26 protein-coding genes are annotated in these 25,375 nt (G+C 63.2%); 22 read left to right on the forward strand and 4 right to left on the reverse strand.

What is annotated here, in order from left to right:
* Positions 1-334: 334 nt before the first annotated feature.
* The 17 genes from rpsF (at position 335) to JG747_RS25745 (ending at position 15,160) form a co-directional block, all read left to right on the forward strand.
* The gene (gene rpsF / locus JG747_RS25665) at positions 335-835 is read left to right on the forward strand and encodes a 30S ribosomal protein S6 (RefSeq protein WP_010915168.1); all 501 of its coding nucleotides are present in this window, start codon (positions 335-337) and stop codon (positions 833-835) included.
* Positions 835-1,083, forward strand: a complete 249-nt coding sequence (rpsR, locus tag JG747_RS25670) for a 30S ribosomal protein S18 (RefSeq protein ID WP_006203718.1) — start codon at positions 835-837, stop codon at positions 1,081-1,083. The genes rpsF and rpsR overlap by 1 nt, the downstream gene beginning before the upstream one ends.
* 217 nt (positions 1,084-1,300) lie before the next feature.
* On the forward strand, positions 1,301-1,885 hold the full coding sequence (gene rplI / locus JG747_RS25675; RefSeq protein WP_010915167.1) for a 50S ribosomal protein L9: 585 nt from the start codon (positions 1,301-1,303) through the stop codon (positions 1,883-1,885).
* A gap of 175 nt (positions 1,886-2,060) precedes the next feature.
* Positions 2,061-3,353 carry an SAM-dependent methyltransferase gene (locus JG747_RS25680; RefSeq protein ID WP_038645716.1) on the forward strand — a complete coding sequence of 431 codons (1,293 nt, stop codon included), beginning with the start codon at positions 2,061-2,063 and terminating at the stop codon, positions 3,351-3,353.
* A gap of 80 nt (positions 3,354-3,433) precedes the next feature.
* Positions 3,434-3,757 carry a YnfA family protein gene (locus JG747_RS25685; RefSeq protein WP_038645713.1) on the forward strand — a complete coding sequence of 108 codons (324 nt, stop codon included), beginning with the start codon at positions 3,434-3,436 and terminating at the stop codon, positions 3,755-3,757.
* A 1-nt stretch (position 3,758) separates the two neighbouring features.
* The gene (locus JG747_RS25690) at positions 3,759-4,730 is read left to right on the forward strand and encodes a small ribosomal subunit Rsm22 family protein (RefSeq protein WP_202360308.1); all 972 of its coding nucleotides are present in this window, start codon (positions 3,759-3,761) and stop codon (positions 4,728-4,730) included.
* Between the two features lie 142 nt (positions 4,731-4,872).
* The gene (locus JG747_RS25695) at positions 4,873-5,586 is read left to right on the forward strand and encodes a DUF1428 domain-containing protein (RefSeq protein WP_202360309.1); all 714 of its coding nucleotides are present in this window, start codon (positions 4,873-4,875) and stop codon (positions 5,584-5,586) included.
* A 28-nt stretch (positions 5,587-5,614) separates the two neighbouring features.
* Entirely contained in the window at positions 5,615-5,980 is a 366-nt protein-coding gene (locus JG747_RS25700; RefSeq protein WP_027046676.1) for a YciI family protein, read from the forward strand.
* Positions 5,977-7,230 (forward strand): RNA polymerase sigma factor, encoded by a 1,254-nt coding sequence (locus tag JG747_RS25705; protein ID WP_202360310.1) that lies wholly within the window; start codon positions 5,977-5,979, stop codon positions 7,228-7,230. The genes JG747_RS25700 and JG747_RS25705 overlap by 4 nt, the downstream gene beginning before the upstream one ends.
* Positions 7,231-7,429: 199 nt before the next feature.
* Positions 7,430-8,920 (forward strand): replicative DNA helicase, encoded by a 1,491-nt coding sequence (locus JG747_RS25710; protein WP_019857258.1) that lies wholly within the window; start codon positions 7,430-7,432, stop codon positions 8,918-8,920.
* A 20-nt stretch (positions 8,921-8,940) separates the two neighbouring features.
* Positions 8,941-9,546 (forward strand): hypothetical protein, encoded by a 606-nt coding sequence (locus tag JG747_RS25715; RefSeq protein ID WP_141700920.1) that lies wholly within the window; start codon positions 8,941-8,943, stop codon positions 9,544-9,546.
* Positions 9,546-10,949 carry a DNA repair protein RadA gene (radA, locus tag JG747_RS25720; protein WP_019857257.1) on the forward strand — a complete coding sequence of 468 codons (1,404 nt, stop codon included), beginning with the start codon at positions 9,546-9,548 and terminating at the stop codon, positions 10,947-10,949. Before JG747_RS25715 ends, radA begins: the two co-directional genes overlap by 1 nt.
* Positions 10,950-10,996: 47 nt before the next feature.
* Positions 10,997-11,665, forward strand: a complete 669-nt coding sequence (locus JG747_RS25725; protein WP_019857256.1) for a CvpA family protein — start codon at positions 10,997-10,999, stop codon at positions 11,663-11,665.
* Positions 11,666-11,768: 103 nt separating this feature from the next.
* A complete protein-coding gene (gene purF / locus JG747_RS25730) occupies positions 11,769-13,238 on the forward strand; it encodes an amidophosphoribosyltransferase (protein WP_019857255.1) in 1,470 nt (489 codons plus the stop codon).
* A gap of 24 nt (positions 13,239-13,262) precedes the next feature.
* A complete protein-coding gene (locus JG747_RS25735; protein WP_202360311.1) occupies positions 13,263-14,003 on the forward strand; it encodes an SDR family NAD(P)-dependent oxidoreductase in 741 nt (246 codons plus the stop codon).
* A 124-nt stretch (positions 14,004-14,127) separates the two neighbouring features.
* Positions 14,128-14,769 (forward strand): hypothetical protein, encoded by a 642-nt coding sequence (locus JG747_RS25740; RefSeq protein ID WP_202360312.1) that lies wholly within the window; start codon positions 14,128-14,130, stop codon positions 14,767-14,769.
* 172 nt (positions 14,770-14,941) lie between these two features.
* Positions 14,942-15,160 (forward strand): hypothetical protein, encoded by a 219-nt coding sequence (locus JG747_RS25745; RefSeq protein WP_015318519.1) that lies wholly within the window; start codon positions 14,942-14,944, stop codon positions 15,158-15,160.
* Positions 15,161-15,210: 50 nt separating this feature from the next.
* Here the strand turns inward: JG747_RS25745 and JG747_RS25750 are convergent, their stop codons facing one another.
* Positions 15,211-15,717, reverse strand: coding sequence for an OsmC family protein (locus JG747_RS25750; RefSeq protein WP_027046675.1), 507 nt, complete (start codon positions 15,715-15,717; stop codon positions 15,211-15,213).
* Positions 15,718-15,864: 147 nt separating this feature from the next.
* On the opposite strand from JG747_RS25750, the gene JG747_RS25755 reads away from it, so the two are divergent.
* The 3 genes from JG747_RS25755 to JG747_RS25765 all read left to right on the forward strand — a co-directional run bounded on the left by JG747_RS25755 (position 15,865) and on the right by JG747_RS25765 (position 19,803).
* Positions 15,865-17,736, forward strand: a complete 1,872-nt coding sequence (locus JG747_RS25755) for a WG repeat-containing protein (protein ID WP_202360313.1) — start codon at positions 15,865-15,867, stop codon at positions 17,734-17,736.
* Positions 17,737-17,946: 210 nt separating this feature from the next.
* Positions 17,947-18,834 carry a DMT family transporter gene (locus tag JG747_RS25760; RefSeq protein WP_202360314.1) on the forward strand — a complete coding sequence of 296 codons (888 nt, stop codon included), beginning with the start codon at positions 17,947-17,949 and terminating at the stop codon, positions 18,832-18,834.
* Positions 18,835-18,894: 60 nt separating this feature from the next.
* On the forward strand, positions 18,895-19,803 hold the full coding sequence (locus tag JG747_RS25765) for a DMT family transporter (protein WP_202360315.1): 909 nt from the start codon (positions 18,895-18,897) through the stop codon (positions 19,801-19,803).
* Positions 19,804-20,020: 217 nt separating this feature from the next.
* On the opposite strand, the gene JG747_RS25770 is transcribed toward JG747_RS25765, so the two are convergent.
* Positions 20,021-20,884 carry a LysR substrate-binding domain-containing protein gene (locus JG747_RS25770; RefSeq protein ID WP_202360316.1) on the reverse strand — a complete coding sequence of 288 codons (864 nt, stop codon included), beginning with the start codon at positions 20,882-20,884 and terminating at the stop codon, positions 20,021-20,023.
* A 114-nt stretch (positions 20,885-20,998) separates the two neighbouring features.
* On the opposite strand from JG747_RS25770, the gene JG747_RS25775 reads away from it, so the two are divergent.
* Positions 20,999-21,406: a tautomerase family protein gene (locus tag JG747_RS25775; RefSeq protein ID WP_019857248.1), complete on the forward strand. Its 408-nt coding sequence runs from the start codon at positions 20,999-21,001 to the stop codon at positions 21,404-21,406.
* 138 nt (positions 21,407-21,544) lie between these two features.
* The gene (locus JG747_RS25780; protein WP_202360317.1) at positions 21,545-23,767 is read left to right on the forward strand and encodes an AMP-binding protein; all 2,223 of its coding nucleotides are present in this window, start codon (positions 21,545-21,547) and stop codon (positions 23,765-23,767) included.
* A gap of 27 nt (positions 23,768-23,794) precedes the next feature.
* On the opposite strand, the gene JG747_RS25785 is transcribed toward JG747_RS25780, so the two are convergent.
* Complete coding sequence (locus JG747_RS25785; RefSeq protein ID WP_019857246.1) at positions 23,795-24,613, reverse strand: CDP-alcohol phosphatidyltransferase family protein; 819 nt, start codon at positions 24,611-24,613, stop codon at positions 23,795-23,797.
* 3 nt (positions 24,614-24,616) lie between these two features.
* Positions 24,617-25,315, reverse strand: a complete 699-nt coding sequence (locus tag JG747_RS25790) for a phosphatidylserine decarboxylase (protein WP_019857245.1) — start codon at positions 25,313-25,315, stop codon at positions 24,617-24,619.
* Positions 25,316-25,375: the final 60 nt, after the last annotated feature.

Below are 25,375 nucleotides of genomic sequence, written 5' to 3' on the forward strand. Positions count from 1 at the left end.
GCCGGAAATCACCAGGCCATTCCGGCGCTGCCGCCTGATTTTCCGGCGCCCTGCGACATCGGGATCGCCGCCTGCCCTTGCCTTATCAGTGGATTGCTGTATAGACGCCGCCAATCTGCCGGTCCCAGCTGGGGGCTGAACGGAGGGCCGGAGGTTTTATCAAAGCCTTCGTGTGAAGCCAGAAGGGCTTCCGCCTCCCGTGTCTCCGCTCTCGACCGTCTCGTCATGCTCCTTTCTTCCCCGCCCCGTTAACCGGGACAAGCGGGTCAGAGAAGTTGCAGAGGCTTTTGCCGCCGGGAACCGGGAGAGAAACGAAGAAAGGCACGAAGACATAATGGCTCTTTACGAACATGTGTTTCTTGCCCGGCAGGACCTCTCGCAGCAGCAGGTCGATGCGCTTGTCGAACAGTACAAGGGCGTCATCTCCGCGAATGGCGGGTCCGTCGGCCGGGTCGAGAACTGGGGACTGAAGTCCCTCACCTACCGGGTCAACAAGAACCGGAAGGCCTACTACACGCTCATGGACCTCAACTGCCCGCCGGCAGCGCTCAACGAAATGGAGCGCCAGATGGGTCTGTCCGAGGACGTCCTGCGTTTCCTGACCATCAAGGTCGAGGCGCATGAGGAAGGTCCGTCGGCCATGATGCAGAAGCGCGAAGAGCGCTCCGAGCGCGGCAGCTTCGGCGACCGCGACCGTGGCGATCGTGGCCCGCGTTCGTTCGGCGACCGTGATCGCGGCGACCGTGGCGATCGTCCGCCGCGTTCGTTCGGCGACGCCGGTGGCGATCGTGGTCCGCGCCGTCCGCGCGAAGGCTTTGAAGGGGGTGCAGAATAATGGTCGACATCAACCAGATCCCGACCCGGCGCCCGTTCCATCGTCGCCGCAAGACCTGCCCGTTCTCCGGCGCCAACGCGCCCAAGATCGACTACAAGGACGTGCGTCTGCTGCAGCGCTACATTTCCGAGCGCGGCAAGATCGTGCCGTCGCGCATCACCGCCGTCAGCCAGAAGAAGCAGCGTGAACTCGCCAAGGCGATCAAGCGCGCCCGTTTCCTCGGCCTGCTGCCCTACGTGGTCCGCTAATTCTCCCGAACGGGCGGTTCGCCGCCCGTTCCTCTCACCGGCCATGACGGGCATGACCGGTTCAGCCATCAAATCCCGAGTTGAGGTCAAGGCCTCTAACTGCCGCGACAGGCAGGACAGCGACACCGGCGCTCAAGGCGCTCAAGCTTCCTGACCTGTTCCCAGAGAATTCGGCGCCTGCCTTCATGGACGGACGCCAACCAAAAGGAACAAAACCATGGAAGTCATTCTTCTCGAACGCGTTTCCCGCCTCGGCCAGATGGGCGATACCGTCAAGGTCAAGGACGGCTTTGCCCGTAATTTCCTGCTGCCGCAAGGCAAGGCGCTGCGCGCCAACGAAGCCAACAAGAAGAAGTTCGAGGGCCAGCGCGCCCAGCTCGAGGCCCGCAATCTCGAGCGCAAGTCGGAAGCCAGCCAGGTCGCCGAAAAGCTCGACGGCAAGAGCTTCATCGCCGTGCGCTCCGCCGGTGAAACCGGCCAGCTCTACGGTTCGGTGTCGACGCGCGACATCGCCGAGCTGCTGACGGCGGAAGGTTTTTCGGTCAACCGCAACCAGATCCTGCTCAACCAGCCGATCAAGACCATCGGTCTCACCAATGTGGCGATCGCGCTGCATCCGGAAGTCGAAGTCACCGTCACGCTCAACATCGCCCGCACGGCCGACGAAGCCGAGCGCCAGGCCAAGGGCGAGACGCTGACCACCGCCGAAGCCATCTATGGCGACGACATCAACGACAATGCGCGGCCGGAAAACTTCTTCGATCCGAATGCCGAATTCGACGGCGGCGAAGACAACGCCTGATCGCGTACGGCAAGCGAGGGAGCAGCGCTCCGATCACTTTGTCTTAATCCAGCCGATCTGGACCAATGCCCGGGCCTCTCGCCCGGGCATTTTTGTGCCAAAAGGAACTTTCCGAACCCCCATATATTGTTGCAGAATTAAGGCAGCCAGTCTGACCGTGAGGGGACATTTGGTTATGAACATTCTGCTGAAGCGCGTTCTCGACCGCCTGGTGCGCACGGGCAATCTCAAGGTAACCGGGCCAAAAGGCTTGACAGTCATCTTCGGCGACGGCACCGGCGAGCCGGTGCACATGCACATCAAGACCCGGCATGCCGAACGCGCCATCACCTTCGATCCGATGCTGGCGGTGCCTGAATCCTACATGGACGGCGAGCTCGACATTCTCGAAGGCGGCGTGCTCGGACTGATGCGCATCGCCTTCCAGAACATGGGCAGCGGCGGCATCGACGCGACCTGGTCGAAGGCCATCGAAGGCCTGCGCCACGCCTTCCGCCGCCTGCAGCAGATCAACACTGCCTCGCGCTCGCGCCGCAACGTGCAGCGTCACTACGATCTGTCGGGCGATCTCTACCGGCTCTTCCTCGACGAGGACATGCAGTATTCCTGCGCCTATTTCGAACAGCCAGATATGACGCTGGACGAAGCGCAGGCCGCCAAGAAGCGCCATATCGCCGCCAAGCTCAGGCTGAAGGCCGGCCAGACCGTGCTCGACATCGGCTCCGGCTGGGGCGGGCTCGGCCTCTATCTGGCCAAGGCGTTCGACGTCGACGTCCAGGGCGTGACGCTGTCGACCGAACAGCATGGCGTGGCCACCGATCGGGCGCATGCGCAAGGCCTGGAAAGCCACGTCCATTTCGAGCTGAAGGATTATCGCGAACTCAACGAACGCTTCGACCGCATCGTTTCGGTCGGCATGTTCGAACATGTCGGCGTCAACCACTTCCGCACCTTCTTCGACAAGGCGTCGACGCTGCTGAAGCCCGATGGCGTCATGCTGCTGCACACGATCGGCCGCTCCGGCGTGCCGTGGGCAACCAGCGCCTTCATCCGCAAGTATATTTTCCCGGGCGGCTACATACCCGCCATGTCGGAAGTGCTGCCGGCGATCGAGAAGTCCGGCCTCGTGGTTACCGACGTGGAGATTCTGCGGCTGCACTATGCCGACACGCTGAAGCACTGGGGCCAGCGCTTCGCCGCCAACCGCGACAAAGCCAAGGCCATCTACGACGAACGCTTCTGCCGCATGTGGGAATTCTATCTGGCCGCTTCGGAAGCCGCCTTCCGCTGGCAGGACCTGGTCATCTTCCAGTTCCAGATCGCCAAGAAGAACGACACGCTGCCGATGACCCGCGACTACATGGCCAAATGCGAAAAGGCCTTGGAGATGCGTGACTTGGGCCGCCGCGAGGCGGCTCCCGTCGAGAAGCCAGTCAAGCCCGCCCGCCGCCGCAAGGTGGCGGAGTAGACACGCCGTTCGCCATTGGCGCTTGCCATTCCCGGCCCATGCCCTGAAAAAGGCGTCGTGATCGTCGCGAGGCCTTTTTCATGACTTATCTCCTCTATGCCGCTGCGGCGCTCGCCGAGATCGCCGGCTGTTTTTCGGTATGGGCCTGGTGGCGGCTGGAAAGATCGCCCTTGTGGCTGGCTCCAGGCTTCGTCTCGCTGCTTTTGTTCGCCTGGCTTCTGGCGCTGGTCGACACCAATGCGGCGGGCCGCGCCTATGCCGCTTATGGCGGCATCTACATCGCCGCCTCGCTGGCTTGGCTGTGGCTGGTGGAAGGCGTGCGGCCCGACCGCTGGGATCTTGCTGGCGCCGCACTGTGCATAGCCGGCGCGTCGCTCATCGTGCTCGCTCCGCGAGGAGCATAGCGTGGAACTGCCGGCCCCTCTTCGACAAGCCGTCGATCGCATCCTGGAAAAAATCCCGCTGCCTGAGCTGAAGCAAGCGGCGAAAACCCTGTCGGACCGCTACCGCGCTGAACTGCGCGACGGCCGCCTGCACATGGCGCAGGACATGGCGGTCAAAGCCTATCTGGCGACGCGGCTGCCGGCGACCTATGCCGCGGTCCGCGCCAGTCTCGACGCACTGAACGCGACCCGGCCGGACTTCGAGCCGAAAGCCCTGCTCGATGTCGGCGCCGGTCCTGGTACGGTGCTTTGGGCCACCAACGATCTCTGGCCCGATCTCGAACAGGCTGTCCTGTTGGAAGCGAGTGCCGCGGTGCGCAAGGTCGGCGAGATGCTTGCCGCCGATGCCATCACAACCCGAACCATCTGGCGTGCCGGCGACGTCACGATAGACCTTGCCGATCTTCGGCCGGCGGACCTCGTCACTTGCGCCTATGTGCTGGACGAGATCGTGCCGGCATCGTTGCCCAAAATGGTCGACCGGCTGTGGCAGCTGACGACAGACACGCTGCTGATCGTCGAGCCGGGCACGCCGGCGGGCTGGCAGCGCATTCTGGCGGTGCGCGCGCAGTTGATCGCCGCCGGGGCGCATCTGCTGGCGCCTTGTCCGCACGAGGCGCCCTGCCCGCTTACCCCACCCGACTGGTGCCACTTTTCCCGTCGCGTCGCCCGCTCGCGCCTGCACCGGCTGGCCAAGGACGCCGATGTTCCGTGGGAAGATGAGAAATTCATCTTTGTCGCCGCGTCGCGCCAGCCGGCCGCCTTGCACGCCGCGCGGGTCATCGCACCGCCGAAATCCGGTTCGGGCAAGGTTCTGCTCAAGCTTTGCCAGGAAGACGGCACGGCCACGGAGCAACTGTTCACCAAGCGTGACGGCGCCGACTTCAAGCTGGCTCGGCGGCTCGACTGGGGCGATAGGCTGGTATCCGACTAGAGCGCCACGGCACTCAGACAGCGGCGCCCAAGAAAAATCTCGCGGCCATGTCGAATCCAGGCTGGGCCGTTCGACCATTGGCGTTCTCGGAGCTTCCGGGAAGCCAAAGCGTCAAGCAGCATCAGCCAACAGGAGAACGACAGTGAACTATATCGCAGGATTTGTCGCCGCCGTGCCCGCCGCCAGCAAGGAAGCCTATCGCAGGCATGTCACCGAGGCGGCATCGGTGCTGAAGGAATTCGGCACGACCCGGATGGTTGAAGCCTGGGGTGACGACGTGCCCGGCGGCAAGACCACCGACTTCAGGCGCGCCGTGAAGGCAACGCCGGACGAGGTCGTCATCTTTTCGTGGCACGAATATCCCGACAAGGCAGCGGCGGACGCCGCCTACCACACGATGATGAGCGATCCGCGTCTGGCGAAGATCGTCGCAACGATGCCCTTCGACGGCCAGCGCATGATGATAGGCGGCTTCGCATCGATCATCGACGAGGGCGCTTCCGGCAAGCCCGGGTATATTGATGGCTCTCTGGTGCCAGTTCCCATCGCCAACAAGGCCGCCTACCTTGCCGTGGCGTCAAAGCATGCCGCCGTGATCAGGGAATTCGGCGCCACCCGCATCGTCGAAGCCTGGGGCGACGACATCTCCGACGGCGAGGTCACCGACTACAGGACAGCGGTGAAGGCGACGGACGGGGAAGCCATCGTCTATTCCTGGGTGGAATGGCCGTCGAAGCAGGTTCGTGACGAAGGCTGGAAGAAGGTGATTGCCGATCCGCGCATGTATGCCGACATCATGCCCTACGACAACCATCGAAGGGTCCATGGCGGCTTCGCGCCGATCCTCGACGCCTGACATCGCAAATCAAGACCAGGAAACCATCATGCGCTATGCCTGTCTCATCTACTACCATCCTCAGACACTCTTCGGCGGAAGTCCGCAGGCCAATGCGGCGCTTGCCGAGTGCGCCGGATATGACGAGGTGCTCAAGGCCAGCGGCCATTTCGTCGCCGCCGAGGCCCTGGTGCTGCCAGAAGAAGCGATGACCCTGCAGGTCCGCGACGGCAAGATGTCGGCGGTCGACGGCCCGTTCATGGAGACCAAGGAAATGCTGGGCGGGATCATCGTCATCGAGGCCCGCGACCTCAACGAGGCCGTGCGAGTGGCAAGCGGACATCCTTTGGCCACGATCGGCCACATTGAAGTCCGTCCGGTCGTCGACTTCAGCCAGCCCCGGCCGGTGCTGTGAGCGTCGCCGGCACGCATGCCTGCCTGGAGACGGTGTATCGCACCGAGGCGCGGCGCGTGCTGGCGACCTTGATCCGCCTGCTCGGCGGGTTCGACGCGGCGGAGGAGGCCCTACATGAGGCCTTTGCCGCCGCCGCCGAGCAATGGCCGCGCCAAGGCCTGCCGGCCAATCCCTATTCCTGGCTGGTCTCGGCCGGCCGCTTCAGAACCATCGATTGCTGGCGTCGGGAAGCGCGGCTGGCCGGCACTTTGCCGGAACTGTTGGCCTTGAGCGAACAGACAGCGGAACCGATCACGCCTGAAGACATAGCGGACGATGAACTGCGGCTCATCTTCGTCTGCTGCCATGCGGCGCTGGCGCCGGACGCACGCATTGCCTTGACCCTGCGCGAGGTGGGCGGCTTGACCACCGAAGAGATCGCCCGTGCCTATCTGACGCCGGCGCCGACCATCGCCCAGCGTATCGTTCGGGCCAAGGCAAAGATCCGCGACGAGGCCATCCCCTACGAAGTCCCCGACCGCAACCAGTTGCCGGCGCGCCTCGAAAGTGCGTTGCAGGTGATCTACCTGATCTTCAACGAGGGTTACGCGGCAACCCAGGGACCAAGCCTGACGCGGGCCGATCTGTGCGCCGAGGCGATCCGCCTCGGCCGGCTGGTGGTGGATTTGCTCGACCAGCCCGAAGCACATGGGCTGCTGGCGTTGATGTTGCTGCATGAGGCAAGGCGTGCGACGCGGGTCGATGCGAATGGCGACCTCGTCCTGCTCGAAGATCAGGACCGGTCGCTATGGGACCGCGGGCTGATCGGCGAAGCCAACGGCCTCATTGGGCGGGCGCTCGCTTCGCGACAGGTTGGACCCTACATCCTCCAGGCGGCCATTGCCTCCATCCACGCGGAAGCGGCGAGTACAGCGGACACCGACTGGACCCAGATCGTTGCACTTTATGATGTGCTGGGGCGCGTCGCCGCCTCCCCGGTGGTGACGCTGAACCGTGCCGCGGCCATTGGCATGCGCGACGGGCCACAAGCCGGTCTAACGGCGATCGAAGACGTGATAGCACAAGGCAGCCTCGATGGCTACCATCTGGCACACGCGGCGCGGGCCGATATGTTGCGCAGGTTAGGCCTAGCCGAAGCTGCACGCGTCTCCTACCAGCGGGCGCTGGACCTGACCCGCCAGCCGGCAGAACGACGTTTCCTAGAGACTCGTCTCGATCAACTCTCCGAACATCGCACCCTGCGCGACTAGACTCGTCCGACCTTGTTGCAGTGTATTTTCCTGTTTTGTTCCTGATGCAGATTCGCTACGGTCGGCCGCCTGATTCGAGTCAATCGGGATTCTTTCCACCGATTTTTTTGTGCTGTGAACAAGCAGGAGAGGACGACGAATCTTCACCCGCCCTTAACGTGGTCTGCTACGGCAAGGTGGGATTGAAATCGGGGATGTCATGGCAGAGGCAGCGCGGAAATTCGGCGTGGCGGAGCAACCGCTCTATCGCGAGGCACCGAACAATATCGAGGCCGAGCAGGCGCTGCTCGGCGCGATCCTCGTCAACAACGATGCCTTCTACCGCGTCTCCGACTTCCTGAAGCCAGGCCACTTCTACGAACCCCTGCATCGCAGGATCTTCGAGATCGCCGCCGAGCTCATCCGCATGGGCAAGGTGGCGACGCCGATCACCCTGAAGACCTTCCTGCCGGCCGACGAAAAGGTCGGCGACATGACGGTGGCGCAATATATCGTGCGCCTGGCGGTCGAAGCCGTCACCGTCGTCAACGCCACCGACTACGGCCGCGCCATCTATGATTTGGCGACGCGCCGCGCGCTGATCACGGTCGGCGAGGACATGGTCAACATCGCCTATGACGCGCCGGTCGACATGTCGCCCTCCGAGCAGATCGAGGACGCCGAGCGCCGCCTGTTCGAACTGGCCGAAACCGGCCGCTACGATGGCGGCTTCGAGAGCTTCACCGACGCGGTCAAGACGGCCGTCGACATGGCCAACGCGGCCTATATGCGCGACGGCCATCTGTCGGGTCTTGCCACCGGCATGCGCGATCTCGACCGCCGCATGGGCGGCCTGCAATCGTCCGATTTGATCGTGCTCGCCGGACGCCCGGGCATGGGCAAGACGTCGCTCGCCACCAACATCGCCTTCAACATCGCCGAGGCCTATGTGCCGGCGCAGCAGGCCGACGGATCGTTCAAGGCGGCCAATGGCGGCGTGGTCGGCTTCTTCTCGCTCGAAATGTCGTCGGAGCAGCTGGCGACCCGTATCATTTCCGAGCAGACGGAAATCTCGTCGTCGAAAATCCGCCGCGGCGAAATCAGCGAAATGGATTTCGAAAAGCTGGTCGCCTGTTCGCAGACCATGCAGAAGATCCCGCTTTTCATCGACCAGACCGGTGGTATTTCCATTGCCCAGCTGTCCGCCCGCGCGCGTCGCCTGAAGCGGCAGCGCGGCCTCGACCTGATCGTCATCGACTATATCCAGCTGATGCAGGGTTCATCCGCCAGGGCCTCGCAGAACCGCGTGCAGGAAATCACCGAGATCACCACGGGCCTGAAGGCGCTGGCCAAGGAACTCGCCGTGCCGATCATCGCCCTGTCGCAGCTGTCGCGTCAGGTCGAAAGCCGTGAGGACAAACGTCCACAGCTCTCCGACTTGCGTGAATCCGGCTCGATCGAGCAGGACGCCGACGTCGTGATGTTCGTCTATCGCGAGGAGTATTACCTCAAGAACCGCGAGCCGAAGCTTGGCACCGAGGAATACGTCAAGTGGGAAAACGAGATGAACGAGATGCGCGGCAAGGCCGAGGTGATCGTCGCCAAGCAGCGCCACGGCCCGACAGGCTCGGTAACGCTCGCCTTCCACGGCGAATTCACCCGCTTCTCCGATCTGGCGGAAGAGCATCATATTGCGGAGAGGTTTGAATAGCTTGGTCGCGGAGCAACCGATTGGACTTTAGCGATATTTATCAGAGAATGAAGTTTGAAGCGTACGAAATCTCCGAGGACGAACGCACTCAACTGGCTAATTATTTGAAATCTGCCCAGTCAATTTCTAGCCCGAAATCGCACGCCGGTTTGCTGGTGTTTTGCTATTCGAGCGAACCGACGTCCGAGAACATCGAATTGGTGCGGAAATTCCTTGCCAAAAATGTCGACGACTACACAAGAAGCGCGGCAGTGACTGGTCTCTATCGAATATGGAAGCTTGGAAGGGCCGCCGACATCGATGATCTTCTGAGCTTTTTGGCTCTTTCGCTGCAAGAATCCCGGCACGATACGTCCGTGTCTGCGATCGGATGTTCATTCCTTCTGATGCAACGGCTCAAGGAACGCCGCCTTTCGACCGCACTTATGAAATTACTTGAGACGCTCCACGAGGAAGTCAGACGAGAGAACAACTTCGCCGTCAATTTATTCACCTATGCGTGTTGGTCGGCATATGACAATTGGGCCCAAAGCAACGGTCAGCGCCGCATCCATTTCGATATGATCGAAGAGGCGTTGCCGATCTATTGGGATCGCCAGAAATATCTTTTGGAATCGATAAACTGATGGCCAAATCGCGCGTCCAGTTCATCTGCCAGAATTGCGGATCGGTGCATCAGCGCTGGGCCGGCAAATGCGATGCCTGCGGCGAATGGAACACGCTGGTCGAGGAAGGCACCTCCGGTGGCATCGGCTCGGGGCCTGCCAATACGCGCAACGCCCGCAAGGGCCGAGCGGTGGTGCTGACCACGCTTTCGGGCGACATCGAGGACGCGCCGCGCATCATCTCGGGCATCGGCGAACTCGACCGTGCCACCGGCGGCGGCTTCGTGCGTGGCTCCGCACTTCTGGTCGGCGGCGATCCCGGCATCGGCAAGTCGACGCTGCTCACCCAGGCTGCCGCCGCGCTGGCGTCGCGAGGCCATCGCATCGTCTATGTCTCGGGCGAAGAAGCCGTCGCGCAGATCAGGCTGAGGGCGCAGCGGCTCGGCGTCGCCGACACACCGGTCGAGCTGGCGGCGGAGACCAATGTCGAGGACATTCTTGCCACGATCGCCGACGGCAAGCGGCCGGATCTGGTCATTCTCGATTCCATCCAGACGCTGTGGACCGACCTTGCCGATTCGGCGCCGGGTACGGTCACCCAGGTGCGCGCCTCCGCCCAGGCGATGATCCGCTATGCGAAATCCACGGGTGCCGCGATCGTGCTGGTCGGCCATGTCACCAAGGAAGGCCAGATCGCCGGCCCGCGCGTGGTCGAGCACATGGTCGACGGCGTGCTCTATTTCGAGGGCGAAGGCGGCCACCATTACCGCATCCTGCGCACGGTGAAGAACCGCTTCGGACCGACCGACGAAATCGGCGTCTTCGAAATGTCGGACAAGGGTTTGCGCGAAGTCTCCAACCCGTCGGAGCTGTTTCTCGGCGAGCGACACGCCAAATCGCCGGGTGCCGCCGTTTTCGCCGGTATGGAAGGCACGAGGCCGGTTCTGGTCGAGATCCAGGCGCTGGTAGCGCAATCCTCGCTCGGCACGCCGCGCCGGGCAGTGGTCGGCTGGGACGGCGCTCGACTGTCGATGGTGCTGGCGGTGCTGGAGGCGCATTGCGGCGTTCGCTTCGGCCAGCACGACGTCTATCTCAACGTCGCCGGCGGCTATCGCATCAGCGAGCCGGCGGCCGATCTCGCGGTCGCAGCCGCACTGGTTTCCTCGCTCACCGGTCTTGCCCTTCCCGCCGATTGCGTCTATTTCGGCGAAATCAGCCTGTCGGGTGCTGTGAGGCCGGTCGCGCATGCGCAGCAGCGCCTCAAGGAAGCCGAAAAGCTGGGTTTTGGTAGCGCGGTTCTGCCCTTGGGCAGCGAGGAACTTGCCGGAGGGATCGGGGCCGGTGCTTTCCAGCCCACCGAGCTTGCCGACCTCGTGGCACGCATAGCCGGCTCACGTCGAAGCCGCGTGGACGACGAAGAATGACGCGGCTCGCCGAGCCGTGAAAAAGAGATCGGAGTGGGGCGAAAGACATGCCGATTACGCTGCTTGACGGAATCCTGGTCGGCTTCACCCTGGTCTCGGCGATGCTCGCCATGGTTCGCGGCTTTTCGCGCGAGGTCCTGTCGGTCGTCTCATGGGCGGCAGCGGCGGCGGCGGCTTTCTTCTTCTACAAGCCCGTCCTGCCCTATCTGAAGCCCTACATCGAGAATGAGAAGATCGCCATGGCGGCCTCCGCCGGCGTCGTCTTCGTCGTCGCGCTGATTGTCGTCTCCGTCATCACCATGAAGCTCGCCGACTGGATCATCGATTCGCGGATAGGCGCACTCGACCGCACGCTCGGTTTCCTCTATGGCGCCGCGCGCGGCATCCTGGTCGTCGCGGTGGCGCTTTTGTTCTTCAACTGGCTGGCCGGCGCCAAGGCCCCGGCCTGGGTGACCGACGCCAAATCACGGCCATTGCTGGAATCGATCGGCGCCAAGATCGAGAACCTGCTGCCCGCCGACACCGAAAACGCAATCCTCAAGAAGCTCAGCCCGAAAGCGGGTGGCGAGACTCCGGCCGCCCCGGATGCGCCAGCGGCGGATGTGCCGGCAACAGGTGACGATGCAAATGCGCCGGCCCCGGACGACAATGACGCTGGCCCCGCGGACAACACAGCCAAGCCAGCACCGGCCGCACCAGCAGCACCGGCAAACTGACCCCCGAAAGGGCGCCCGAGCAGACGATGGTGTGAACGACTTTACGGCGCGCGTTGCTTTCGACGCGAACCCGCATTATATGGCGATTTTAGCGGAGCTTAAGATGGCAGACGCAGACGACGTGCTTTCCGCCGAGGCCGACGACCATTTCCACGACGAATGCGGTGTCTTCGGCATTTTCGGCCGGCAGGACGCAGCGGCAATCGTCACACTCGGCCTGCATGCGCTGCAGCATCGAGGCCAGGAAGCGGCAGGCATCGTCTCCTATGACGGCAGCCAATTCCATGTCGAACGCCATGTCGGCCTGATCGGCGACACTTTCACCAAGCAGCGCGTCATTGACAGCCTGCAAGGCAACCGCGCCATCGGCCATACGCGCTACGCCACGACAGGCGGCGCCGGCATGCGCAACATCCAGCCCTTCTTCGCCGAGTTGGCCGATGGCGGCTTCGCCGTCGCCCACAATGGCAATTTGACCAACGCCATGACGGTGCAGCGCGCGCTGCAGAAACAGGGCGCGATCTTCTCCTCGACCTCCGACACCGAGACGCTTCTGCATCTGGTTGCGACCAGCAAGGAACGCGACCTCAACTCGCGCTTCATCGACGCCGTGCGGCAGGTTGAAGGCGCCTTCTCGCTGGTGGCGATGACGGCCAAGAAGATGATCGGCTGCCGCGATCCGCTCGGCATCCGCCCGCTGGTGCTGGGCGACCTCGACGGTGCCTGGATCCTCGCTTCCGAGACCTGCGCGCTCGATATCATCGGTGCGCGCTTCGTGCGCGACCTGAAGCCCGGCGAGATGGTCGTCGTCACCTCCAAGGGCATTGAAAGCCTGTTCCCGTTCGAGCCGCAGAAAACGCGCTTCTGCATCTTCGAATATGTTTATTTCGCCCGGCCGGATTCTTCGGTCGAGGGCCGCAACGTCTACGAGGTGCGCAAGCGCATCGGCGCAGAGCTGGCACAGGAAAACCCCGTCGAGGCCGACATCGTCGTGCCGGTGCCGGATTCGGGCACGCCCGCTGCGATCGGCTTCAGCCAGGCGGCCGGCATTCCCTTCGAGCTCGGCATCATCCGCAACCACTATGTCGGCCGTACCTTCATCCAGCCCGGCGATTCGATCCGCCACATGGGCGTCAAGCTGAAGCACAACGCCAACCGCCGTATGATCGAGGGCAAGCGTGTCGTGCTGGTCGACGATTCGATCGTGCGCGGCACCACCAGCCAGAAGATCGTGCAGATGGTGCGCGATGCCGGCGCCCGGGAAGTGCATATGCGCATTGCTTCGCCGCCGACCAGCGCCTCCTGCTTCTACGGCGTCGACACGCCGGAGAAATCGAAGCTCCTGGCTTCGCGCATGTCGGTGGAAGAGATGGCCGAATTCATCCGTGTCGATTCGCTGGGCTTCCTCTCCATCAACGGCCTCTACCGCGCGGTCGGCGAGGCCAGCCGCAACGATGAGCAACCGCAGTTCTGCGACGCCTGCTTCACCGGCCAGTATCCGACCCGCCTGCTCGACTTCGAAGGCCACGACAATGTGCGCACGCTGTCGCTGCTGGCGAACAGTGGGGCGTAGGCCAGACCTTACGGAAATTCTCGCATGACCCTCGACCTTACCGGCCGCGTCGCGGTCGTCACCGGCGCCTCGCGCGGCATCGGCTATTTCATCGCCAAGGAATTAGCCTCCGCCGGGGCTCATGTCATCGCGGTCGCGCGCACGGTCGGCGGGCTGGAGGAACTCGACGACCAGATCAAGGCGGCCGGCGGCCAGGCGACGCTGGTGCCGCTCGATCTCGCCGACATGGCCGGCATCGACCGGCTGGGCGGCGCCATCCATGAACGCTGGGGCAAGCTCGACATCCTCGTTGCCAATGCCGGTGTGCTCGGCGTCATCTCGCCGATCGGCCATGTCGAGGCCAAGACCTTCGAAAAGGTGATGACCATCAACGTCACCTCGACCTGGCGGCTGATCCGCTCGGTCGACCCGCTGCTCAGGCTTTCGGATGCCGGCCGGGCCATCATCCTGTCGTCCAACGCGGCGCATTCGGCACGCGCTTTCTGGGCACCTTACGCGGCTTCGAAGGCGGCGGTCGAGACCATGATGCGCTCCTGGGCGCATGAGACGCAAAGCCTGCCGCTGCGCGTCAATGCCGCCGACCCGGGCGCCACCCGCACCGCCATGCGGGCCCAGGCCGTGCCAGGCGAGGATCCGGAGACGCTGCCGCACCCTTCCGAGATCGCCAAGCGTATCGTGCCGTTGGCCAGCCCGGAGCTGAAAGAGACCGGGTTGATCTTCCAGGCCAAGCACAATCGCTTCGTCGCCTACAGGCAGCCCGAATAGATTCACACCTAGGTTTTGACGGCTCCCGGAACCGCTGCCCGCATTTGGGTGGCCTATGTCAGGGATTAAAAGAGCCTCCGGCTACGTTCTTCGAACGTAGGACATTCGAAACCGGAGGATCGATATGCGCAGACTTCTTTTCGTTGCCGCCACCGCCTTTGCAGCCGCTCTCGGCGCGACATCAGGTGTGGCCGTCTCGCAAGATGCCAAGATGAGTTTCTTCGTCACCAGTGTCGGCTCCGGCAAGGGCGCCGATCTCGGCGGCCTGAAGGGAGCCGACGCGCATTGCACTTCGCTGGCCGAAGCAGCCGGCGTCACCGGCAAGAGCTGGCATGCCTATCTCTCAACAAGCGCCGAGGATGCCCGCGACCGCATCGGCAAAGGCCCTTGGTTCAACGCCAACGGTGAGAAAATCGCCGACGATGTCGCCTCGCTGCACGGCGACGCCAACGGCATCACCAAGCAGACGGCGCTGAATGAAAAGGGCGAAGTGGTGAATGGCCGCGGCGACACACCGAACCGGCATGACATGCTGACAGGGTCGAAACCCGACGGCACCAGGATTGCCGACCAGACCTGCGGCGACTGGACGATGAGCGGCGCCGAAGGGGCGGCAATGATGGGTCATCATGACCGCACCGGGCTCGACGATTCGGCGGCGGCAAAATCGTGGAATTCCTCGCATGCCTCACGCGGCGGCTGCAGCCAGGAAGCCCTGAAGGGCACCGGTGGCGACGGGTTGTTTTACTGCTTTGCAACCAACTGAGCAGTGTAGCTCGCAAACCCTACTCAGAGACCCGCCACATCATCACGCGGCTGTGATCTGAGGGGGAAAAGCTGCGCGGCGGTCATGCTTTCGTCATTTCCCCGGAGTTGTTAGGATCGTAGCAACTCCCACAACAGCGAGAGCCCAAACTGGGCAGAACAAGGAAACTCCCATGGCTACGACCGCAGCATTGGTCTGGTATCTGGTAATCGCCGGTCCACAGGGCGGCATGGTGGTGCTGCCCAGCACCTTCGACAAGCGCGAACAGTGCACCGCAGCCATCACCGAATATCAGAAGCAGCCGACCCCCGCTGGCTGGTCCGTGCAGTGCGTGCCGAGCGCCTCGCCCTTCACCGATGAGGGCGATGCCGAGGAACCGGCCGCGCAGTAAGCATCCGTCGCAACAAGGCCCGCAGCCGTTGGCTGCGGGCCTTGTTGTTTTCAGTGCCGGGCACTCACCGTCAATTCCGGCTTCTGGCTGATGGTCTGGAACACCACGCAATAGCGTTCGGTCAGCTTCAGCAGTGAATCAATGCGCTCCTGCGGTTCATCCGTGCCGAGAGCGAAATTGAGCCGGATGGCACGAAAACCGACCGGTGCATCCTTGGCGACACCAAGGGTGCCGCGAAAATCGAGATCGCCTTCGGCTTCCACCGTTGCGGCGCCGAGCTTGAACTCGAGCGCCGTCGCCACTGCCTTCAACGTCACCCCGGCGCAAGCCACGAGTGCTTCCAAGAGCATGTCGCCGGAGCAGAGCTCGAGGCCTGAGCCGCCGGTTGCCGGATGCAGACCAGCGACAGCGATCGCCCTGCCCGTCTCCACCTTGCAGGCCACCGACTGGTCGTCGATAGAGCCCTTCGCTCTCAGCGTGATCAGCGCCTGCGAGGCATCCTCGCGATAGGCCTGCTTCAGCGGCGCCTGCATCGCCTTAAGTTCGGTGGCGTCCATTTCGTTGCCTCTTTCGTCTGTTTGCTTAGCGTCGTGATCGAGACAGTTCCGGCAGATCTGCAGAATAGGATTTCTGCCACAACCCGAAGCTATGGTTGTCGCGTTCGGTCGGTTTGAGGGAGCTCGGCATTGGTTGGGAAATGTCTGATGCACGCGCTGGCGATGGGGTTTGGCGCCCTGGTGGTCTTTGCCCCGACCGACCAAGCGGCCTCATTCGTCCTCATGTCCTGTTCACCCGGCCAGTTTGCAGGAAAGCCGGCAGAGCCAAATGGCTTGACGGTCGCCTGTGGTGGCAGTTTCAACCTGTGCGGCTACGTTGACCAGTCAAAAAATCAGGTCATCCCATGGCGGTTCGAAGTCGCACTGCCTTTTTCCGACGGATTCGCCAGCGTCAGAATCAACGGAAAGTTTGGCTTCATCGACCGTGCGGGCAAGCTCGTGGTTCCCGCCAAATTCGACGTGGTTGCGGGCTTCACAAAAGGCCTTGCCGAGGTCGTGCTTGATGGCAAGGCGGGCGTCATAGATCGCTCGGGCAACTTCGTCGTCGAACCCAACTATGCGCGCGCGATGCCGTTCGGAGAAGATACGGTTCTTGTCAGCGAAGGTGCCTGGCAGGCGGCTGGTTTCAATGGCTGCGAAAGCCTGAGGGACGCTAAACGGACTTTGCAGCTCGACTTTGTCAAAAACCCCTCGCCGCAATATCGCCTCTGGCACGTTCGGACCCGATCCCTGAGTTCGGAAATCTACAGACTTCGATACTTCGACGACCCGGACCATCTGTTGCTTTGGGCCAGCACCGAAGACAACAATTTGGGCGAGTTCGGGCTCCTGCGATCGGATGGAACCTGGCAAATCACTCCCCGACATGAGGACGTGTCCCCACTCACCGTTGGGTTCGCCACCGTGTGCAATCTAAAGCCGACCCCGTCCGATCCGTCGAAGCGGAAGGTATGCGGCGCGGTAGACTCCAAAGGAGATCTCGTCGTGCCGATCAAGTTCGATGGCACCTTCTATTGGCGAAATGGCCTCAAGCTGGTTCGAAACGATGACAAAAAGGGAATCGTCGACATAAGCGGCCAACTCCTTGGCAGCCGTTATTTCGACGACGCCAGATTGGCTGAGAAAGGCGATGTCAGTATAGTTCGCATCGGCGATCAATGGGTTGGGCTCGACCGGCGCGGCCAGATTGTCGCGAACCCGGAAGACGGAGAAATCCTTTCCCAATGCCCTTCCGGCATCAAGGTGGAAAAACGGTCAGGCAAGTTTCGCTTCGTCGATGCGAATGGCAAGCCCACCGAATCCTATCTGTTTGAGCAGGCTTTTCTCAAGCTGGACTGCGACCGGCCAACCCCGGTCACCCTCAACGGCCAGTGGGGATTTGTCGACACAGGCGGCCATTCGCTGATGTCGAAGCCAAGCTTCGACAACGTCTACAATTTTCAGGACGGATATGCCGCTGTCGAGGAAGGTGGAAAGTGGGGCGTGATCGATGCCAAGGGCAGATACTCGGCAGCTCCGCAGTTTGACAATCTCCGGCCCGATGATGATGGCGTTTTCGCAATAGACGTCGATGGTCGGAAGTCATGGGTCAATGCTCAGGGACAGCAGGTACCCGAACCGACCCGCAAGAAGGATCGAGCAGCGGTACTTGCCTGCGACGAGGATGGCGGTCACTTCTTCAGCACCGACACCATCGGCCAAACATTGTGGGGACTTGCCGCAGCCGACGGGACCGTTTTCGTTCCGCCAAAATATCGGGCGCTGCGGTGCTACGCGAACGGTCTTGCCTGGGTCGCTGACGACATGCGTCGGATGTGGTGCCAGATCGATACCCAAGGCGTCATCCGCAATCCGGCTGAATGCAGCCCAAATTTCAACGGCAGAATCATCTTTGACGCCAGTTTTGAGAAATTTTCCGATGATCGATACGAGAGCAGCGTGCTTTGGGAGCGCGCGCTTCTCGACTATGGCCGCGGGGTTCGCAAGGCACCGCCCAAGATTGTTGGCTCAGGGTTTTAAGTGACTTGTCAGCCGCTGCTGCAAGACCATGGCGGATGCGTCAGGCCGGCTCGCACTCATAAGGACGGTCGCGGTGGCCCCTGCGCCAATGCAAGCTCAGGGCTGGCGTAGCGCGGTGTCGGCTTTCACCCGTATAGCTGGGAGCCGAGGCATGATTTCGCAGAGTCCTCAAGCTATCCCTGTCGCTTCCCGCACCTTTGGTCCGCGCCTATGGCCGATGTCGCCATTCTCGAAACACGCGAAAGGGTTCTCGCTGGTATCCTGCTGACCGGTGCCGCCTATCTCTTGTTTTCGACACAGGACGCCTCGATCAAGCTGCTGGTCACCGGGATGACGGTCTGGCAGATCATGTTCTTCCGCAGCATCACTATTCTTGGCGCCTGCGCGGCAATTGGCGGGCGGCAGCTGTTTGACGACACGGTGCGCTCGCCAATCGTGCGGCCCATGCTGGTGCGCAGCGCGTTCACGCTTGCCGCCTGGCTCTGCTACTACAACGCCGCGCGCAGCCTGCAGCTCGCCGAACTGACCACCGTCTACTATGCAGCGCCGATCATCGTCACCGTGTTTTCGGTGTTCCTGCTCGGCGAAAAGGTGCCGATGTTGCGCTGGCTGGCGGTTTTGATCGGTTTTGCCGGCGTCTTCGTCGCTTGCGACCCGACCCATCTCGGCCTGTCCGTGCCGGTGCTGCTGGTGCTTGCGGCCGCCCTCTTGTGGGCCATTGCCATCGTGCTCCTGCGCAAGACAGCGCTTGCCGAACGCTCGATGATCCAGCTTCTCCTCAATAACTTCTATTTCCTGCTGTTTTCGGCGGTGCCGGCGCTGTTGTGGTGGCATACGCCTGGTCTGGCCCAGTTGCTGCTTCTTGCCAGCGTAGGCGCGCTTGGCGGCCTGGCGCAATACCTCCTCTTCGAAGGCATGAAGCGTACGCCGGCATCGATCCTCGCGCCTCTCGAATACAGCTCGCTGTTGTGGGCGTTCGCGCTCGGCTTCGCGATCTGGGGCGACGTGCCGCGCCGCGAAGTGTTCCTGGGTGCCGCCCTGATCATCGCCGCCGGGCTGCTGATTGTCGGCGGCGAGCATTTCCGCAAGCGGCTGTGATGCGGATGGCGCTCACTGCTGACTCTACGATGTCAGCACCGGACGGGGTAGGTTGCCGGCATGACTGACGTCGCAGCCGCCACAACCGAAACCACCGAGCGCACGCTTGGCATCATATTGGTGTCGTCATCAGCGGCGGTGTTCGGCCTGACCGGTGTCTCGACCAAGTCGATCCATGCCGATCCGCTGACCATCACATGTTGGCGCGGCTTTGTCGGCTCGATCCTGATCAGCCTCTATGTGCTGTGGCGCCGCCATCGCTCGCGCAACCGCGGCACGCTGCGACTTGGCTGGCGGGGCTGGCTGCTGGCGGTGGAAGGCGCGCTGGCGAGCATCGCCTTCATCTCGGCGTTCAAATTCACCTATGTCGCCAATGTCGCGGTCATCTACGCCACGTCGCCCTTCATTGCCGCCCTGCTGGCCTGGGTGCTGGTGCGCGAGCCTTTCCGCCTGCAGACGATGCTCGCGGCGGCCGTGTCGCTGTGCGGCGTAGGCATCATGGTCTGGTCGGGCTTCGGCACCGGCCATCTGTTCGGCGACGGGCTGGCGCTGCTGATGACGGCCGGCAGCGCGCTCTACATGATCATGGTGCGCGCCTTCCGCGACACGCCGGTGGTGTGGGCCGGCGCGGTTTCAGCCTTCCTGCTGTTCATTCTCGGCTGGTTCATCACCGATCCCCTGGCGGTGTCGGCAAGGGATGCCGTTCTGCTCGTCACCTTCGGCGCGTCCTTCGCATTGTCGTCGATCCTGTGGACGGAAGGGGCGCGGCTTATTCCGGCGCCCGAATCCGGCCTGCTCGGCTCGGCGGAAGTGCCGTTCGCGATCCTGTTTGCCTTCCTTTTCCTGGCCGAGATACCGCCTGTCGCCAGCATGGTCGGCGGCGCTATCGTGCTCTGCGCGGTGTTCGCCCATGCAGGCCGCGACTGGCTGGCAGCCCGCTCGCAGCGGGCAGCGTCAAAAATTTCTTAAAAAAGTGACTCAGTCACGGAACCATCATCGGACTCAGACATTATTGGTGTGACGGGCCACCCCCCGAGTCCCCCCAAACCCCTCGGCCCGTCCTACTCCCAAGCCGACCGCAAGGTCGGCTTTTTCTTTCTAAATAGGCCCGACCGCAAGGTCGGCTATTTCTTTGCCAAGGAGCCCGACCGCAGGTCGGGGTTTCTTGCGATAGGCTGGCGCCAAATCAGCCGGGCGGCTGGGACAGGGCCAGGTTGCCGCTGAGCAGCGCCGCCAGATCGCCCGCGGAAGCATCAGCACCGGCACGCAGCCGGATCGCGAATTCCGCCATCGGAACCGGCGGCAGGCCCAACTCGCGCGGCGCTTCGACAATGCCGGAATGGGCAAAGCGCGGGGTTCGCAAGGTCAGCGCAACGCCGGCATTCACCGCAGTGCGCAGGCCAGCCAGGCTGGCGCTGCCGGCGGCGATGCGGTAGCGGCGGCCGGCAGCATCGAGCGCCGCCAGTGCGGCCTCGCGAAACCCGCAATAGGGATCGAGCAGCGCCAGTGGCAATTCTTCCTGCCGCGAGGCCAGCCCTTTCCTTGAACACAGCCACATCATCGGCTCACGCAGGACGCCGACCTCGTCCGGCGCGGCCGCCTGGCGCATGACAATCGCCAGATCGAGGCTGCCGGCCTGCAGTGCCTGCGCCAGTTCGGCGGAGCGGCCAACCCGCAATTCGATCCTGACGCGCGGATGGCTGGTGGCGAAGGCACGCAAAAGGTCCGGCAGGCCGCTGTCGGCGAAATCCTGTGTCGTGCCGATGGCGACACGCCCGGCAGCCCGCGCGCCCTTCAGCGCCAGCCACGCCTCACGGTGCGCGGCAAGAATGCGCCTGGCGTGGCCGACGAGGTCCTCGCCGGCCGGCGTCAGGCCGCGCCCCCTGCCTTGCGGCGCCAACAGCGGCTCGCCGACGATCTCCTCCAGCCGCTGCATCTGGGCGGTCACGGCCGAAGGCGAACGGCCGACGCTGATGGCCGCCTGCGCCAGCGAACCGCTGTCGACAAAAGCGAGGAAGGTTTTGAGCAGATCCGGATCGAACGCTTCCATAGTTCGATAATATCGAATCTTTATTTCAAAACAATTCGATTTTTTTGACTAAATGACAGTGACATGATCTCTCCAACGGCGGTCAGATGCCGCCAGAAACCAAGGAGATGAAAAATGCCCATCATCAATATCAGCGTCACCGGCAAGCCAGATGCCGCTTTGTCCGCCAGCATCGCCAGGGAAATAACCGAGATCACCGCCACGCAATTGCGCAAGGATCCGACGATCACCGCCGTTGCCGTATCCTATATCGATCCGCAGCACTGGTTCGCCGGCGGCAAATCATTGGCCGAGCATGGCACCAACACGTTCTGGCTGGATATCAAGGTGGTCGACGGCACCAACACCAAACTCGAGCTGGAAGCCTATCTCAAGGCTCTCTTCGATGCCTTCGGTCGCCTGCTGGGCGGCGTGCACGAGGAAAGTTATGCCTTCGTGCATGAAGTGCCGGCAGCCGCCTATGGCTATGGCGGCAAGACGCAGGAGTTCCGCTTCATCAGCGGGCGGTTGAAGGCGGCGTAGGGGTCGTTCCTTCTCCCTCCGGAGGGAGAAGGAACACCGTCTCTTCCCACATTGACCTAGCGCCCACTTGCGCTAGGCTCTGCGCCGACGCGGCCGCGTAAGAGCCGCGATGACAAAAATCGTTGGGAGAGAAGCGGCATGATCCTGACACTGGCGCTGCTTGCGGGTCTCGTTCTGGCCTGGCTGCTGATTGGCGTGGTGGAAAAATTCCGCCTCGGCCTGCGTTTCAGCCAGGCGATGCTCTACGTGCCTTTCAAGCTCGCCTACCGGATCAGCGACAACCGCATCAGGATCGCGCGCAAGGCGCAGGCTCCTGTCATCTACGTCATCTCGCACCAGTCGCGCTTCGAACCGGCGCTGATGCTGTCGCTGCTGCCGGATGACACGCTGCACATTCTGGACGAGGTCTCGGCGCGCTCGCCGTGGCTAGAACCCTGGCGTGAGGTTGGCCGCACGATCGCCTTCAATGCCGAACATCTTTTCGTCAGCCGCCGGCTGGTGCGTGTGCTGAAGGGCAAGGGCCGGCTCGCCGTCTATCTGCCGGATGCGGTCGAGCCTGACGTCAAGACGTTTCGGCTGTTTCGCGCCGTCACTCGCATTGCCATGCAGGCCGACGCCCGCATCGTGCCGATCTTTGTCGCCGGTGCACGGAGCCTGCCGGTTTCCCTGGCTCCGGCGGCCAAGGCCCCGCGGCACTGGTTTCCGCAGCTCGCGATGAGCGTGCTGGAGCCGATGACCATCGCCGAACTGGTGGCGCGCAATCCGGACCAGGCCTCGAACACCAATGCGCTGTTCGACCGCGTCGCAGAGGCCCGGCTTTTCGGCAACGACCTCGACCGCGGCCTGTTCCTGGCCATGCGCGATGCCGCGGCCAGGGTCGGCGCCTCGCATCCGATCATCGAGGACGTCATCTCGGGCGCGCTGAGCTACCGCAAGATGTTCATCGGCGCCCGCGTGCTGGGCAGGCGCTTCGAGGCGGTGACGGCGCCAGGCGAGGCGGTGGGAATAATGCTGCCCAACGCCAATGGCGTCGTGCTGTCATTCGTCGGTCTTCTCTCGGCGGGCCGGGTGGCGGCGATGATCAACTACACCGCCGGGCCGGCGAGCGTCACCGCCGCCGTGCGCACGGCCGTCATCCGCACCGTCATCTCCTCGCGCGCCTTCGTCGAGAAGGCCGATCTTGCCGATATCGTCGCCGCGGTCGAGAAGGGCGGCGCCAGGCTGCTGTGGCTGGAAGATGTTCGGGCCAGCGTCACCGCGCTGGACAAGCTTGCCGCCGCCTTGCTATGGCGCTTGCCGCTGCAGAGGCAGGATGCGGCCAAGCCGGGCGTCATCCTGTTCACCTCGGGCTCGGAAGGTACGCCGAAGGCGGTTGTCCTGTCACAGAAGAACCTTCTCGCCAATGCCATGCAGGCCGAGGCGCGCATCACCATCTCGCCGGCCGATATTCTGCTCAACGTGCTGCCGGTGTTCCATTCCTTCGGCCTGACGGGCGGCACCATCCTGCCGCTGGTCACCGGCGTAAAACTGTTCCTCTACCCCTCGCCGCTCCACTACAAGATCATCCCCGAGATCGCCCGCAAGGTGAAGCCGACGATCATGTTCGGCACCGACACCTTCCTCGCCAACTATGTGCGCACCGCCAAGGATGGCGACTTCTCCAGCCTGCGCTTCGTCGTCGCCGGCGCCGAGGCGGTGAAGCCGGAAACCCGCCGCGTCTATCGCGAGCGCTTCCAGGCCGAGATCATCGAAGGTTTCGGGCTGACCGAGGCGGCACCCGTGGTCGCGGTCAACACCGCCATCCACGGCCGCGATGGTACGGTCGGCCGTCTGTTGCCGGCCATGCGCATGAAGCTGGAGCCGGTCGAGGGCATCTCGGATGCCGGCCAGTTGTGGCTCGACGGACCCAATCTGATGATGGGCTACATGACCTCGGACCGCCCCGGCGAGCTACAGCCGCTGAGCGGCTGGCATGACACCGGCGACATCGTCGCCGTCGACCGCGAAGGCTTCATCACCATTCGCGGCCGCGCCAAGCGCTTCGCCAAGATCGCCGGCGAGATGGTGTCACTGGGCGCGGTCGAGATGCTGGTGCAGTCGCTGTGGCCGGAAGAACGCCATGCGGCGGTGGCAGTGCCCGACAAGAGGCGCGGCGAGCGCATCGTGCTGGTCACCACCGCCGACGATGCCAATCCCGAAGAGCTGCGCCAGTTCGGCAAGAAGGCCGGGGCCGCCGAACTCATGGTGCCCAACGACATCGTCAAGGTGGAGGAAATCCCGGTGCTGGGCTCCGGCAAGACCGATTATGTCTCGACCAGAAAGCTGGCGATCGACAGGCTGGGGCGGGGCATTGCGGCCTGAGTCAGATCAAGGACTTCGGCGAACCTTCTAACCTATGTCCGAAGGCGGCACCTTCTCGCCTTCGAGCTTGGCGCGCTTGGAATAGGCGCGCACGGAAAACGGCAGGAAGATCAGATAACCCGCGACCGATGCGGTCAGCGTGTACCAGGGATAGGTCATCAGCAAGAGAATGTAGAGCACGACGGCCAGAATGACCGGCAGCACCCTGTCGCCCGGGATCTTGATGCTCTTGCCGGAATAGACCGGTAGCCGGCTGACCAGCAGGAAAGCGACCAGGACGGTAAAACCGGTGGCGACGAAGGCGACCGGCCGGCTTGGCTCCAGCCCGAGCCTCAGAAAAAACAGATAGAGCGGGAGCATCACCAGCACCGCGCCCGCCGGCGCCGGCACGCCGACGAAATATTCCGACTGCCACAGCGGACGCTCGGCCTTCTCGTCGTCGAGCACGTTGAAGCGGGCGAGCCTGAGCCCGCAGGCGATGGCGAACAGAAGGGCGGCGATCCACCCGGGCGAGCCGGCGCGGTCGAGCAGAAAGGCATAAAGCACCAAGGCCGGCGCGACTCCGAAATTGACGATGTCGGCGAGCGAATCCATCTGCGCGCCGAATTTGGAGGTCGCCTTCAGCATCCGCGCCAGGCGGCCGTCGATGCCATCGAGAAAGGCGGCCAGCAGCACCATCACAACCGCCGTCTCGAAGCGGTCCTCGAAGGCAAAACGGATGCCGGACAGGCCGGCGCAGATGGCCAGAACGGTGACCAGATTGGGCAGCACCATGCGCATCGGGATCTCGCGGATGCGCGGACCGCCGCTGGCATGGGCCTCGAACTTCTTGAACGGCGCGCCCAAGGCTCAGGAAATCCTGACCAGCGGGGTGCCAGCGACGCCGCCGAATTCGGCGAGCACGGTTTCACCGCCGACGGCCGTCTGGCCAACGGCGACGCGTGGCGTCGCGGTCAAAGGCAGGAACACGTCGACACGCGAGCCGAAGCGGATCAGGCCGAAACGCTCGCCAGTGCCGATCGAGCCGCCGGCCTCGGCCCAGCAGACGATGCGGCGCGCCACCAGGCCGGCGATCTGGACGGCCGCCACCGTGCCGTTGGGGCTTTCGATGACCAGGCCGTTGCGTTCGTTCTCGGTGCTGGCCTTGTCGAGTTCGGCGTTGAGGAATTTTCCCGGCCGATGCTCGATCTTGGCGATGCGGCCGCGCACGGGCGAGCGGTTCACATGGCAGGAAAAGACGTTCATGAACACCGAGATGCGGGTCATCTCGACATTGCCGAGGCCAAGCTCGCGCGGCGGCACGGCCGGCCCTACAGCCGAGATAATGCCATCGGCGGGGCTCACGACCAAGCGGTCATCGACCGGCGTGACGCGTTCGGGATCGCGGAAGAAATAGACGCACCAGGCGGTCAGGATCAGGCCGATCCAGAACAGGACCGAGGAGAAATAGCCAAGGAAAAGTGTGCCCGCGCCAAAGGCCGCGATGAAGGGATAGCCCTCGCGATGGATCGGTACGAACGCGTTCTTGACCGTATCGACAAGGCTCATCGGGCTGGGCCGGGCTCCGTTTCAGGTCGGGCCTCAATAGCTGAAAGCCCCCTTCGCCGC

Source organism: Mesorhizobium sp. 131-3-5 (assembly GCF_016756575.1).
GTDB classification, from domain to species: Bacteria; Pseudomonadota; Alphaproteobacteria; order Rhizobiales; family Rhizobiaceae; genus Mesorhizobium; species Mesorhizobium jarvisii.